The sequence below is a fragment of the Cellulomonas endophytica genome, assembly GCF_004123805.1.
Lineage (GTDB): Bacteria > Actinomycetota > Actinomycetes > Actinomycetales > Cellulomonadaceae > Cellulomonas > Cellulomonas endophytica.
The window spans coordinates 25,866-38,411 of sequence record NZ_RWJX01000019.1 but is presented as its reverse complement, the minus strand read 5'-3'; the positions used below and the strand labels follow the sequence as shown (position 1 = coordinate 38,411).

Genomic DNA, 12,546 nt, shown 5'->3' with positions numbered 1-12,546 from the left:
GGACGCCCGGCGCCGCGCCCGCCTCAGCCCGTGGTGATCGCGCCCGTCGTCACCGGGACGAGCTCCACCCACGTGGTGCCGGGGGCGAGCGTGACCGCCGCCCCGGTGTCCGTCGTCACGGCGAGCGGCGACCCGGTCGCCCCCATCGACCAGCGCACGGGGAGCACCTTGCCGCCGGAGGCGAGGAGGCCGTCGCCGCCGCTGTTCGCGACGATCGTCTCGGGGATCGGGTTGCCCGCCGGGTCCCGGCCCACGTCCGGGTTCACCTGGACGCGGAGGGCGAGGACGTTCGTCGCCGCCAGCCGGGCGCCGGACGCCGACACCGACGCCGTCGGCCCCTCCGACCGCAGCCACGTGCCCGAGGCGCCGTCCCACGTCCAGCCCGGGGAGGCGGACCGCGAGAAGGTCGTCGTGAGCGACGCCGCCGGGGTGCCCAGCTGGGCGGCGGTGGCCGCGTCCGCGCGCAGCGCGACGGGCAGCAGGGGGGCCGGCGGGGACGTGCGGTCCGCCGCCGCCTGGCCCCAGAACGTCTCGGGCGTGCCGTAGACGTTGTGCGGGGCGGGGGCGACCCCGCGCTTGCGGTAGAACCCCGGCGCACCGGCGTCCATGCTCAGCACCTGCACGCCGGCGTCCTGGATGCGCTGGACGAACTGCGGCTGGCCGCCCGAGAACGCCAGCAGCCCGTGCAGGGGCGCCATGAGGTCCGCGTCCATGGGACGGATGGAGCGGATGGGGCCGACCTCGCCCGGCACCTGCGAGTGGTAGACGGCGATGAAGCGCGTGATGCCGCCCTCGACGACCTCCTCGACGACGACGTCCGCCTGCTCCAGGCCCGTCTGCGGCCGCGCCACGGCGGAGTTCTCGATCTTGACCGCCAGGGCGGGACGGGCGGCGACGGCGTCCGTCCCCACCCCCGTCAGGGGCCACACGACCGGCACGGCCGGCTCCGGCGGGGCGGCCTTCGTCGGCTCGACGACGCCGGGGACCCGCACCGTGGCCGTGGTGGTCGGCGCGGCCGCGCCGTCGTCCCCCGAGCAGGCCGCCGGGGCGAGCACGACGAGCGCGGCGAGGGCCGCGAGGGCGGTGCGCCGGGGGCGGCGCGGGGCGGCGGCGGGCGGCACGGCGGTGGGTCGCACGGCGACGGTCACGGGGGTCCTCCTCGAGCAGGGCCGGGTCAGCGTACGGCCGGGGCCCGGGCCCCCGGGCCTAGGCTGGGCCGGTGAGCCGTCCCCTCCTGCGCGTCCCCGCACGCGCGGAGGCCCTGCTCCCCCGGCTCGCCGCCGCCCTGGAGGGCACCGGCCCCGCCCTGCTGCCCGTGCCCCGGACGGGTCCCGACGAGGGGCGCGCGCCGGGGGCCGGCGCCGACGGGGACCCGGACGGCGTGGTGCCCGACGCCACGGCCCTCGCCCTGACGACCTCGGGCTCGACGGGCGAGCCGAAGACGGTCCTGCTCGGCCGCGACGCCCTGCGCGCCTCCGCGGCGGCGACGGCGGCGCGGCTCGCGACCGCCGGGACCGCCGCGGGGCCGGCGGCCGCCGACCGGTGGCTGCTCGCGCTCCCGGTCGACCACGTCGCGGGCGTGCAGGTCCTCGTCCGCTCGGTCCTGGCGGGCACGGCGCCGGCCGTCCTGCCGCCCGGGCCGTTCCGCGCCGACGCCTTCACCGCCGCCGCCGCGCCGCTCGTCGCCGCGGCCGCCCCCGCGCTCACGAGCCTCGTGCCCACGCAGCTGCGCCGCCTGCTGGCCGACCCCGCCGCCACGGAGGCGCTGCGCGGCTTCGCCGCCGTGCTCGTCGGCGGTGCGGCCGCCTCCGCGGAGCTCGTGGCGCGTGCCCGCGCGGCCGGCGTCCGCCTCGTCCTCACCTACGGCATGACGGAGACCTGCGGCGGCTGCGTCTACGACGGGGTGCCCCTCGACGGCGTGCGGGTGCAGCTCGACGGCGTCGACGCCTCGGGCGCCGGGCGCGTCCTGCTCGGCGGGCCCGTGCTGGCCCTCGGGCACCGCGACCGGCCCGACCTCGACGCGGCGGCGTTCGTGCCGGGCGCGGACGGCCTCCGGCTGCTGCGGACCTCGGACCTCGGCCGCCGCGACGCCGACGGGCGGCTCGCGGTGCTCGGCCGGCTCGACGACGTCGTGGTCACCGGCGGGGTCAACGTGGCCCCCGCCGCGGTCGAGGCGCTGCTCGCCGGCGTGCCGGGGGTGGCCGAGGCGCTCGTCGTCGGGGTCCCGGACCCCGAGTGGGGCCGTGCCCTCGTGGCCCTCGTCGTCCCCACCCCGGGAGCCGGCGGGACGGGGGCGCCCGACCTGCTCCCCGCCGCGCGCGCCGCGGTGGCCCCGCGCCTCGGGCCGGCCCACGCGCCCCGGGCCGTGCTCGTGGTCGACGCCCTGCCGGCGCGCGGCCCCGGCAAGCCCGACCGCCGCGCGGCCGCCGCCCTGGCCGCGGCGCTGCTCACCTCCTCTGCCCTCCCCGCTCCCGACGAGAGGACGCCCGTGGCGCCCACCGCCCCCGCCCCGCAGCCCGCGACCCCCGCGACCCGCCCCGGGACCCGCCCCGCCACCCACGGTGCGGGCCACGGCACGGGCCACGGCACGGGCCACGGCACGGGCCACGGCACGGCCCACGGCACGGGGGTGCCCCGGTGACGACGGCCGCCCAGTGGGTCGCGGGCGCGCGACCGCGGACCCTGCCCGCCGCGGTGGCGCCCGTCCTCGTCGGCAGCGCCGCGGCCGCGCAGACGGGGGGCGGGCACCTGGGTCGCGCGCTCCTCGCCGCGGGCGTGGCGCTCGCCCTGCAGGTCGGGGTGAACTACGCCAACGACTACTCCGACGGCGTGCGGGGCACCGACGCGGACCGGGTGGGCCCGATGCGGCTGACCGCCTCGCTCACGGCGCGCGCGCAGGACGTGCGCACGGCGGCGTTCCTGGCCTTCGGCGTCGCGGGGGTCCTCGGCACCGTGCTCGTGCTGCTCAGCGGCGACCCGTGGCTGCTGGCCGTCGGCGCCGTGTGCGTCGCCGCCGCCTGGGGCTACACCGGCGGGCGCCACCCCTACGGCTACCGCGGCCTCGGCGAGGTCGCCGTGTTCGTCTTCTTCGGCCTCGTCGCGGTGCTGGGCACCACGTGGACGCAGGCGCACGCGCTGCCGTGGCCGGCGTGGGTCGGCGCGGTGGCCATCGGGCTCGTCGCGTGCGCCCTGCTCATGGCCAACAACCTGCGCGACATCCCGACGGACGCCGTCACCGGCAAGCGCACGCTCGCCGTGCGGCTCGGGGACCGCCGCGCCCGCCGGGCGTACGCCGTCCTCGTGGTCCTCCCCGTGCTGCTCGCCGCGACGTGCGCCCTCGTGGCGCCGTGGTCGCTGCTCGTGCTGCTCGCGCTGGGGCCGGCCGTCGTGCTGGCGACCACCGTGCTGCTCGGGGCGCGGGGCGTCGCCCTCGTGCCCGTGCTGGCCGGGACGGGCCTCCTCGAGCTGGTGCTCGGCCTCCTGCTGGCGGTCGGCCTCGTCCTGTAGCCCGTCGCCCGGTCGTCCTCGGGCCCGGCCTCAGGCCGTCGGGTCGCCCGCGTCCTGGCCGGGGACCCGGCCGGGGCGGACGGCCTCGACGTCCGCGTCCTCCTCGTCGGCGTCCCGCTCCACGCCCCTGCGGGGGGCGGCGGCGCGGCGGGCGCGGCGCGCCTCGTCGCGCTCCTGCAGCCACACCGCCGCGGCGGCGCGGGGCCGCGCGAGCAGCAGGTAGGACAGGCAGGCGGCCAGCACCACCGCGACCACCACGCTCAGCCACGACCCCATGCCGACGAGCACGAGCGCGACCCAGCACACGGCGAACAGCGCGAGGCGCAGCAGGGAGTAGACGAGGAGCGGCACCCCCTCAGGGTACGGCGACGACCTGGCACCCCCCCGGCACCGGTGGTCGTCCGGGCGCGCACCCGTCCGGACCCGGTCGTGACCCTCTCGTGACCACGGGCTGACCGGCGGCGGGCGAGCGGCTCAGGTCGGCGGGCTACCGTGGAGCGGTGAGCCGCATCCTGCCCGCCCTCCTCCTGGTGGCCTTCACCGTGTACTGCATCGTCGACGTCGCGCAGAGCGACGCCCGCGACCGGCGCTCGGTGCCCACCTGGGCGTGGCTGCTCGTCGTCATCCTCCTCACCCCCTTCGGGGGCGCGGCGTGGTTCGTCTCGAGCCGCAGCGCCCGCCGTGCCCGGGCCGCCGGCGCGACCGCCGGGGAGGGTCCCGGCCGCGGGCCGCGGCCGGGCGGGGCGTCGGGCGGGCCCGTGCGGCGCGGGCCGGTGGCCCCCGACGACGACCCCGAGTTCCTCTGGCGCCTCGAGCAGGAGCAGCGCCGTCGTCGGGCCGCCGAGCCGGGGGCCGCCGCCCCGCAGGACGCGCCCCGCGACGAGGCACCCGACGCCGACGGCGGGCAGGGCGACGAGGGCACCGACGGCGCGGACGGCCCCGGGCCGGGACGGACCCCTCAGAGGCCCGAGTAGGAGTGCTTGCCGTCGACGACGAGGTTGACGAGCGTGAAGTTCGCGAGCACGACGGCGTAGCCGGCGACGACGAACCACGCGGCCCGGCGCCCGTTCCACCCGCGGGTCGTGCGCGCGTGCAGGTAGGCCGCGTAGACGACCCAGGCGACGAAGGTGCCGACCTCCTTGGGGTCCCACCCCCAGTACCGGCCCCAGGCGTGCTCCGCCCAGATGGCGCCGCCGATGAGCGTGAAGGTCCACAGCACGAAGCCGACCGCGTTGAGGCGGAAGGACAGGGCCTCCAGGCGCTGCGCGCTCGGCACCTGCGCCAGCCAGGCGAAGCGCGGGCCCGTCACGCGCCAGGCGGCCAGCCGGGTGCGGCTGCGCCCCTCCTCGCGCGCGTCGACGAGCATCTGGAGCACGGCCGCCCCGAAGCCGACCGTGAACACCCCGGTCGCGGAGATGGCGACGCCGACGTGGATGATGAGCCAGTAGCTGTCGAGCGCGGGCTGCACGGCGTCGGCCTGCACGAAGAAGACGAGCAGGCCCAGGGCGAGCGCCAGCACGACGATGCCGAGCACGAGCACCCCGAGGAACGCGACGGCACGGCGGCGCTGCACCACGGCGAGCACCGCCACGGCCACGAGGGACCCGACGAGCGTGAACTCGTACATGTTGGCGGTCGGCCAGCGGCCCGAGGCGACCCCGCGCAGGACGACGCCGAGCGCGAGCAGGACCAGTCCCAGCCACGTGGTGGAGCGGGCGATGCCCTCCGCGCGGGCGGACCGGCCCAGGGCGGGCGCGTCGTCGCCGGCCCGGCCGAGGCCGCTGCCGGTCGTCGTCGTGAGGCTGAAGCCGTCGGGGTCGTCCCCGGCCGCGTCGGCGCCGCCGGACCCGCCGCCGGACCCGCCGCCCGTCACGGGAGCGCCCACCGGGACGGCCGCGACCGCCACCGCGGGGGCCCCGACGCGCCCGCGCGCGGCGACGGCGCGCCGGCTCGCCTGCGTCGCCGCGTCGGCGATGCGGGCCAGGTCCACCGTCCAGGCCACGAGGGCGATGGTCAGGGCGGTCATCGCCGCCCAGACGAGGAGGGTGCTCAGGTCGCCGGTCGTCATGACCTCGCCCTTCCCGGGCGGGGTGCCCGATCCGTCGGTGGGGTGCTGCGTGCCGCCGTGCCGGCGGGAGGGGTCCGGGCCGGGTCCGCGAGGACCGAGCGCAGCAGCCGCCCCACCTCGCCGCCGAGCGCCAGGTCGTCGCCGCGCGCGAGCCCGGCCGCCGTCACCACTGTACGGCCGGCGGCGTCGCCCGTTCCGGGCGCTCCGCGCAGCCACAGGCGCCGCCGCGGCGCGAACAGGGAGACCGCGAGGCCGCCGAACGCCAGCAGGGCGAAGGCCAGGACGCCGGCGAGCGCCGGGTCGTGCCGCAGGTCGAACGCGGCGAAGCGCGGCAGGCCCTCGAAGGTGAAGGTGCCCAGCCCGCCGGGCAGCTCGACGGTCTCGCCGGGCCGCACGTACAGCGTGACGGGCCGGCCGTCGGCGTCGACCGCCTGCGTCATCCGGGCCGTGTCGAGCCGGTAGACGTTCTGCGGCACGCCCGTGTCGAGGCCGAGGTTGCCCGACCACACGGACAGGACGAGGACCGGGTCCTCCGGCTGCGGGTCGGTGGACCGCCAGAGGTCGGGGGCCGCCTCCTCGGCGGTGGGCAGCAGGAACCCGACGATGCCGATCTGCTCCCCCGTCGCCACCTCGGGCACCTTGACGACGCCGCGCGAGGTGTAGACCTCGTCCTGCGGCAGGAACGGCACGGGCCCGGCGAAGGCCACGGCGCCCGTCGCGTCCCGCACCGTCACGTCCGGCGCGTAGCCGTTGCCCTGGAGGTAGACGTTCGCGCCGCCCGCCTGCAGCGGCCGGTTGACCTCGATGGCGTGCGTGCGGGGCTCGTCCCCGGGCTCCGTGAGCGTGACGTCCGCGCGGAAGTAGCGGCTCTGGAGGGTGTCGGGGTCGAACCGGGACGTGAACTCGTCGAGCCGGAGGGTGAAGGGCACGAGCGACTCCGGCCGGAAGGCGGTGCCCTGCTCGAAGGAGTCGTAGGAGACGACCGCGTTGGCGAAGCCGCGCCCCTCGACCACGAGGACCTGGCCGCGGTAGTGCAGGAGCTGGCCCGTCGCCACGCAGACGAGCAGCCCGACGAGCGCGAGGTGGAACACGAGGTTGCCCGTCTCGCGCAGGTAACCGCGCTCGGCCGCGACCGACCACGTGCCGCCGCCCTCGTCGTGGACGTCGACCCGGTGCCGCCGCACGAGGGGCAGCAGCGGCCAGGGGCGGCGCAGCTCGGCCGCGGCGCGCTCGACGAGGGCGCGCGGGGCCTCGTCGGACAGCGCCCGGCCGTGCGCGGGGAACCGGTCGAAGCGGCGGGGGGTGCGGGGCGGGCGGCCGCGCAGCGCGGCGAGGTGCACGCGGCTGCGCGGCAGGATGCACCCGACGAGGGACACCGTCAGCAGCAGGTAGACCGCCGAGAACCAGACGGAGGAGTACACGTCGAAGAACCCGAGGCGGTCCAGCCACGGGCCGGCGGTCGGGTGGTCGGCGAGGTAGTCCTGCACGCGCGCCGGGTCCTGCGCGTTCTGCGGCCACACCGTGCCGGGCACGGCGGCGACCGCCAGCAGCATGAGGAGCAGCAGTGCCACACGCATGCTCGTCAGCTGGCGCCAGCCCCAGCGCAGCCAGCCGGCGACGCCGAGCTGCGGGAGCGCGACGGGGGCCTCGCCCGGGGTGCCCGCCGGCCCCGGCGCGGGCGGCGACGCGGCGGGGGCGGGCGCGTCGCTGCCCGTGGTGAAGGCGTCGTCGAGGCCCTCGGGACGGTAGGGGCGGGTCGGGGAGGCCATCAGACCACCGGCACGAACGGGTCGCCGCCGACGAGGACGCCCTGGAGCCAGCCCGCCCACGTCCCCCACACGCCCGTGACGAGCGCGAGGCCGAGCACGACGAGGAGCGCGCCGCCGAGCCGCGTCGTCGCGCGCCGGTGCCGACCGAGGAACCGGAGCACGGCCCCGACCCGGCCCACCCCGAGGGCGACGAGGAGGAACGGCAGGCCGAGCCCGACGCAGAAGGCGACGGCCAGGCCGGCGCCGCGCCCCGCGGAGCCCTCCTGGAGGCCGAGCGTGAGGATCGCGGCGAGCGTCGGGCCGATGCAGGGCACCCAGCCGATGCCGAAGGTCGCGCCGAGCAGGGGTGCGCCCCACAGCCCGGCGCGGGGTGCCAGGTGCAGACGCCGCTCCCGCTGGAGCGCGGGCACGGCGCCGAGGAAGACCAGGCCCATGACGAGCACGACGACGCCGAGCACGCGGGTCACCACGTCGTCCCAGCGCAGGAGCAGCGCGCCCAGGGACCCCGCCAGCGCCCCGTAGGCGACGAAGACGAGCGTGAAGCCGAGGACGAAGAGCGCGGTCGCGACGACGAGGGCGCGGCGGGCCCCGGCGGCGGGCGCGGCACCGGGGGCGGCACCGGGGGCGGCGGTCGCGGCGGCACCCGGGGCGGTGCCGACGGCGGGGACGGCCGCCGTGGCCCTGCCGACGGAGGACCGTCTCGCCGCGGGCGCGCCGAGCACCCCCGCGGCGACGGGCAGGGCCGCACCGCCCAGGCGCGGCCCGGGGGCCGCGCCGGCGGCGGCGCCCAGGCCGCCGAGCAGGCCGAGGTAGCCCGGGACGAGCGGGAGCACGCACGGGGAGGCGAAGGACACGAGCCCGGCGAGGACCGCCACGGGCACGGCGAGGAGCAGGGACCCGCCCGCGACGGCGCGGCCGAAGGCGTCGCCCACGTCGGCCGGCACGGCGAGCGCGAGCGACGCCGCGCCCACCGCGCCGGGCAGGCCGGTCGCAGCCGTCACGAGGGGGTCGGCACTCACGCCGGCTCCTCGGCCAGCAGCTCCTCGACGACGGCGCGCAGGGTCGAGCCCTCCACGAGCCCGAGCACGCGCGCGGCGACGCGTCCCTGGCGGTCGAGCACGACCGTCGTCGGGACCGCGTTGACGGGCACCGTGCCCTGGAGCGAGGCGACCGCGGAGCCGTCCGTGTCCTCCAGGCTCGGGTAGGGCACGCCGAACCGCTCCTGGAAGGGCTGCGCCGCGCCGGCCGCGTCCGTGCCGTTGATGCCGAGCACGTGCACGCCGCGGTCGGCGTACTCCTCCGCCACGGCGACGAGGTCCGGGGCCTCCGCGCGGCAGGGCGGGCAGGCCGCGTACCAGGTGTTGAGGACGACGACGTCCCCGCGCCACGCCGACACGTCCTGCGTCCCGCCCTCGTAGTCCGTCCCGACGAGCTCCACGGGCCCCGGGCGCTCGGCCGCCGGCCACTGGGTCGTGCTGCCGTCGCCGGACTGGTAGCCCTGGTCGACCACGTCGGCCGTGCCGCCGCCCCCGCCGCCCCCGCCCGCGGAGCAGCCGCCGGCCGCGAGGGCGACGAGGAGCGCCGCCGCGAGCGCCCTGCGCGCGCGGCCCCACCTGCCGCCCGCCAGGACCTGCACCGGGACCTGCACCGTGCTCACGCCCCCGGGACCGGGTTCGCGCCGGGCAGGAGAGCGGCCGCCGGCTCGCTGTAGCGGATGCCCACGAGGGTGTCGTCCTCGAAGCGGAACGACGTCAGCGAGGCCAGGGAGCACTGCCGGCGGCGCGGGTCGTGCCAGAGGGGACGCCCCTCGGCCGCCAGCCGGGCGATCCACACCGGCAGCTGGTGGCTCACGAGGACGGCCTCGTGCCCGCGGGCGCGCACGCGGGCGCTGTCGACCGCGGACAGCATGCGGTCCGCCTGCTGCCGGTACGGCTCGCCCCAGGACGGCCGGAAGGGGTTGCGCAGCAGCGGCCAGTGGCGCGGGTGGCGCAGGGAGCCGTCGCCGACGCCGAACGTCAGCCCCTGGAACGCGTTCTCCGCCTCGAGCAGCCGCTCGTCCGTGCCCACCTCGAGCCCGAAGGCGTCCGCGAGCGGGCCCGCGGTCTGCTGGGCGCGCTCGAGGGGCGAGGCCACGACGAGCGTGACGTCGTGCCGCTCGCCGCCGTCGACGCCCGCGAGGTGGTCGGCCACGGTCCGCGCCATGGCCTCGCCGCGCTCGGAGAGGCGGTACCCGGGCAGACGCCCGTAGAGGACGCCGGCGGGGTTGTGCACCTCGCCGTGCCGCAGCAGGTGCACGGTGGTGGGGAGCATGGCCCCCAGTCTCACAGACGTTCCTGGGTGCCCGGCACGCCCCCGGCCGGCCCGGGACGGGCCGCTCTCAGCCTCGCGCTACCCGCCCACGTGGGTCGCCCGGACGGGGCACCCGATGCGGTCGAGGTCGGCCCCGACCGCGCGCATCGCGTCGCCCAGGGCCCGGAACTGCTCGGGCGTGAGGACGTCGACGAGGTGCGCGCGCACCGAGGCGACGTGGCCGGGGGCCGCGGCGACGAGGGTGGCCCACCCCTGCTCGGTCATCACGCACTCGACGCCGCGGGCGTCGGAGGCGCAGGCCCGCCGCTCGACCATCCCGGCGGACTCCATGCGCCGGACCGTGTGCGTGAGCCGGCTGCGCGAGTGCGCGAGGCCCGCGGCGAGCTCGGACATGCGCAGCGTCCGGCCCGGCGCCTCCGACAGGCGCACGAGCAGCTCGTACTCGTGCAGGGACAGCCCGCTCCCCGCGTCCAGCTCGTGCGCGAGGACGTCCAGGAGCCGCGCGGTGCCGTCGCGGAAGGCGCGCCAGTGCCCCTGCTCCTCCTCCGTGAGCCAGCGCACCGGCGCGGCCCCCTGCTCCGGGCCCTGCTCGGGAGCCTGCCCCGGACCCTGCCCCTGCCCCTGCGTCTCGACGCCCTCGGTCACGGCCACGGGGGCCGGTGCGGTGCTGCTCATGTCGCCTCCACTCCGTGCGGACCATCGCCCGATGCTTGCGGGAACAAGAACAGTGTAGTAGAAAGTTCAACCATCGAGCGGTTGAGGTTTCAACCGTCGGCCCACCCCTCGCCCCGCACCAGGAGACACGCCATGACCACCACCGCCACCGCCCTGCCCATCGGTCTCGTCGCCGGCACCTACGCGCTCGACGCGTCGCACTCCGAGGCCGCCTTCACCGTCCGTCACGCCGGCATCTCCAAGGTCCGCGGCACCATCGGCATCGTCGAGGGCACCGTCGTCGTGGGCGAGGGCCTCGAGTCCTCCTCCGTCCAGGTCACGCTCGACCCGGCGACCGTCTCCACGAAGGACGCCAACCGCGACGGCCACCTCAAGAGCGCCGACTTCTTCGAGGTCGAGACCTACCCGACGTGGTCCTTCGTCTCCACCGAGGTCCGCGCCCAGGGCGACGCGCACGTCGTCATGGGCGACCTGACGATCCACGGCGTGACCCGCTCCGTCGAGCTCGCCACGGAGTTCAACGGCACGGCGACCGACCCCTTCGGCAACCGCCGCATCGGCTTCGAGGCCTCGACGACGATCTCCCGCAAGGACTTCGGCCTGACCTGGAACGCCGCGCTCGAGGCCGGCGGCGTGCTCGTCTCCGACAAGGTCGTCATCACCATCGACGCCTCGCTCATCGCCCAGGCCTGAGCACCCCCGCGCCCACCGGCGCACCGCAGCAGCACCGCCCGAGGGCCGGTGCCGGGACCGCCCGGCGCCGGCCCTCGGCCGTGCGACCGCCCCCGCCGGCGCGACGCGGCGGTCAGGGCGTCGCGAGCGCCCGGCGCAGCCGCGCCGGGTCGATGCGCCAGAACCCCCGGCGCACCCCGTCCACCTCGACGACGGGCACGAGCTCGGACAGCTCCTCGCGCAGTGCAGCGCCCACCCCGGGGTCCGTGTCGACGTCGACCTCCGCCCACCGGGCGCCCGCGTCGTCGCAGACCTGCGCGACGACCGCTCGGGCCTCGTCGCACAGGTGGCACCCCGCCCGCCCGTACAGCACCACGCGTGCGTCGTCCCGCCCGGCCCCGTGCCCCTCCTCGCCGCCCATCCGGCCAGCGTAGGCCGCGCACCTCGACACGGTCGCGGCCCTGGTTACAGTGGCCCCGTGCGCCAGGGCGAGAGGGCCGAGGAGCCCGGCACCGCCGGCGCGGGCACCGCCCCGCCCGACGCAGCCCTCGCCGCACCGCCCGCCCCACCGCCCGGCGCACCGTCCGTCGGGCCGCGCGCCGCGGCCGCCGTGGCCGCCGAGGTGGCCGGCGTGACGCCCGCGCCGTCCGGCTCGCCCCGGGTCGGGGCGTTCTTCGACGTCGACAACACGATCATCCGCGGCGCGTCGGCCTTCCACCTCGCCGTGGGCCTCTACCAGCGGGGGTTCTTCCGCAAGCGCGACATCTGGCGCTTCGCGGCGATCCAGGCCCGGTACCTCGCCTTCGGCGAGAGCCGCGAGCAGATCGACCAGGTGCGCTCGCGCGGGCTGTCGATCATGCGGGGCCACAGCGTCGCCGAGGTCACCGCGATCGCGGAGGACGTGTACGACGAGGTGCTCTCCCTGCGCATCTACCCCGGCACGCAGCGGCTGCTCGACGCCCACGTCGCCGCCGGGCACGAGGTCTGGCTCGTCACCGCGACGCCTGTGGAGATCGGGGCGCTCCTGGCCCACCGCCTCGGCGCCACCGGCGGCCTCGGCACCGTCGCCGAGCACCGGGACGGGTACTACACCGGAGCGCTCGTCGGGGACCTGCTGCACGGCGAGGCCAAGGCCGAGGCCGTGCGCGCGCTGGCCGAGCGCGAGGGCCTCGACCTGTCCGCGTCCTACGCCTACGGCGACTCGGCCAATGACCTGGCCATCCTCACCAGCGTCGGCCACCCCTGCGCCATCAACCCCGACCGCCGCCTGCGCCGCCACGCGGCCGACCGCGGCTGGCCCGTGCGCGAGTTCCGCGGCCGCGCCCGCACCGCCCGCCGGCGCGGCACCGCGGCCGCCGCCCTCGCCGGCGCGGCCTGGGTCCTCTCCGTCACGGGCCGCGCGCTGCACCGCTCCCTGCGCGGCTGACGCCCCGACCCGCGCGGCGGCGGGCACCCCCTGCCGCGGCCGTCCTCCGGCGCGCCCGGACCACCCCTCCGGTCGATCCCCGGGCAGCCGGGCGTGCCGTACCTTGAACACGTTCAGGC

General features: G+C 78.2%; 14 protein-coding genes. 5 read left to right on the top strand and 9 right to left on the bottom strand.

Translation table 11 applies throughout. From position 1 onward, the window contains the following. Positions 1 to 23 precede the first annotated feature (23 nt). Entirely contained in the window at positions 24 to 1,148 is a 1,125-nt protein-coding gene (locus EJA20_RS07960) for a DUF3048 domain-containing protein (RefSeq protein ID WP_240675199.1), read from the bottom strand. A 71-nt stretch (positions 1,149 to 1,219) separates the two neighbouring features. On the opposite strand from EJA20_RS07960, the gene EJA20_RS07955 reads away from it, so the two are divergent. Both EJA20_RS07955 and EJA20_RS07950 read left to right on the top strand, forming a co-directional pair. Then, positions 1,220 to 2,641 (top strand): AMP-binding protein, encoded by a 1,422-nt coding sequence (locus EJA20_RS07955; RefSeq protein WP_129337612.1) that lies wholly within the window; start codon positions 1,220 to 1,222, stop codon positions 2,639 to 2,641. Continuing rightward, positions 2,638 to 3,507: a 1,4-dihydroxy-2-naphthoate polyprenyltransferase gene (locus EJA20_RS07950; RefSeq protein WP_129337611.1), complete on the top strand. Its 870-nt coding sequence runs from the start codon at positions 2,638 to 2,640 to the stop codon at positions 3,505 to 3,507. The genes EJA20_RS07955 and EJA20_RS07950 overlap by 4 nt, the downstream gene beginning before the upstream one ends. A 30-nt stretch (positions 3,508 to 3,537) precedes the next feature. Here the strand turns inward: EJA20_RS07950 and EJA20_RS07945 are convergent, their stop codons facing one another. Then, positions 3,538 to 3,858: a DUF4229 domain-containing protein gene (locus tag EJA20_RS07945; protein ID WP_129337610.1), complete on the bottom strand. Its 321-nt coding sequence runs from the start codon at positions 3,856 to 3,858 to the stop codon at positions 3,538 to 3,540. Positions 3,859 to 4,007: 149 nt separating this feature from the next. On the opposite strand from EJA20_RS07945, the gene EJA20_RS07940 reads away from it, so the two are divergent. Further along, a complete protein-coding gene (locus tag EJA20_RS07940; protein WP_240675198.1) occupies positions 4,008 to 4,481 on the top strand; it encodes a PLD nuclease N-terminal domain-containing protein in 474 nt (157 codons plus the stop codon). Here the strand turns inward: EJA20_RS07940 and ccsB are convergent. From ccsB to EJA20_RS07910, 6 genes are all read right to left on the bottom strand, one after another. Further along, entirely contained in the window at positions 4,466 to 5,575 is a 1,110-nt protein-coding gene (gene ccsB, locus EJA20_RS07935) for a c-type cytochrome biogenesis protein CcsB (protein ID WP_129337609.1), read from the bottom strand. The genes EJA20_RS07940 and ccsB overlap by 16 nt on opposite strands. After that, on the bottom strand, positions 5,572 to 7,344 hold the full coding sequence (gene resB / locus EJA20_RS07930) for a cytochrome c biogenesis protein ResB (protein WP_129337608.1): 1,773 nt from the start codon (positions 7,342 to 7,344) through the stop codon (positions 5,572 to 5,574). The genes ccsB and resB overlap by 4 nt, the downstream gene beginning before the upstream one ends. Continuing rightward, on the bottom strand, positions 7,344 to 8,276 hold the full coding sequence (locus EJA20_RS07925) for a cytochrome c biogenesis CcdA family protein (RefSeq protein WP_420836417.1): 933 nt from the start codon (positions 8,274 to 8,276) through the stop codon (positions 7,344 to 7,346). The genes resB and EJA20_RS07925 overlap by 1 nt, the downstream gene beginning before the upstream one ends. An 83-nt stretch (positions 8,277 to 8,359) precedes the next feature. Continuing rightward, positions 8,360 to 8,992: a TlpA family protein disulfide reductase gene (locus tag EJA20_RS07920; RefSeq protein ID WP_240675204.1), complete on the bottom strand. Its 633-nt coding sequence runs from the start codon at positions 8,990 to 8,992 to the stop codon at positions 8,360 to 8,362. A 5-nt stretch (positions 8,993 to 8,997) separates the two neighbouring features. Next, entirely contained in the window at positions 8,998 to 9,654 is a 657-nt protein-coding gene (locus EJA20_RS07915) for a histidine phosphatase family protein (protein WP_129337607.1), read from the bottom strand. 78 nt (positions 9,655 to 9,732) lie between these two features. Then, positions 9,733 to 10,329, bottom strand: a complete 597-nt coding sequence (locus EJA20_RS07910) for a MarR family winged helix-turn-helix transcriptional regulator (RefSeq protein WP_129337606.1) — start codon at positions 10,327 to 10,329, stop codon at positions 9,733 to 9,735. Between the two features lie 132 nt (positions 10,330 to 10,461). Between EJA20_RS07910 and EJA20_RS07905 the strand changes: the two genes are divergently transcribed. Further along, the gene (locus EJA20_RS07905) at positions 10,462 to 11,022 is read left to right on the top strand and encodes a YceI family protein (protein ID WP_129337605.1); all 561 of its coding nucleotides are present in this window, start codon (positions 10,462 to 10,464) and stop codon (positions 11,020 to 11,022) included. A gap of 112 nt (positions 11,023 to 11,134) precedes the next feature. Here EJA20_RS07905 and EJA20_RS07900 read toward each other — a convergent pair whose 3' ends face one another. Beyond that, the gene (locus EJA20_RS07900; protein WP_129337604.1) at positions 11,135 to 11,422 is read right to left on the bottom strand and encodes a glutaredoxin family protein; all 288 of its coding nucleotides are present in this window, start codon (positions 11,420 to 11,422) and stop codon (positions 11,135 to 11,137) included. A 189-nt stretch (positions 11,423 to 11,611) separates the two neighbouring features. Here EJA20_RS07900 and EJA20_RS07895 point away from each other — a divergent pair, with 189 nt between their 5' ends. Continuing rightward, on the top strand, positions 11,612 to 12,427 hold the full coding sequence (locus tag EJA20_RS07895) for an HAD family hydrolase (RefSeq protein WP_129337640.1): 816 nt from the start codon (positions 11,612 to 11,614) through the stop codon (positions 12,425 to 12,427). Positions 12,428 to 12,546 lie beyond the last annotated feature (119 nt).

What these genes read in the sequence shown, in the direction of transcription:
- EJA20_RS07905 (WP_129337605.1), top strand. Translation starts at nt 10,462, where the DNA reads ATGACCACCACCGCCACCGCCCTGCCCATCGGTCTCGTCGCCGGCACC.
- resB (WP_129337608.1), bottom strand. Translation starts at nt 7,344, where the DNA reads ATGGCCTCCCCGACCCGCCCCTACCGTCCCGAGGGCCTCGACGACGCC.
- EJA20_RS07900 (WP_129337604.1), bottom strand. Translation starts at nt 11,422, where the DNA reads ATGGGCGGCGAGGAGGGGCACGGGGCCGGGCGGGACGACGCACGCGTG.
- ccsB (WP_129337609.1), bottom strand. Translation starts at nt 5,575, where the DNA reads ATGACGACCGGCGACCTGAGCACCCTCCTCGTCTGGGCGGCGATGACC.
- EJA20_RS07910 (WP_129337606.1), bottom strand. Translation starts at nt 10,329, where the DNA reads ATGAGCAGCACCGCACCGGCCCCCGTGGCCGTGACCGAGGGCGTCGAG.
- EJA20_RS07915 (WP_129337607.1), bottom strand. Translation starts at nt 9,654, where the DNA reads ATGCTCCCCACCACCGTGCACCTGCTGCGGCACGGCGAGGTGCACAAC.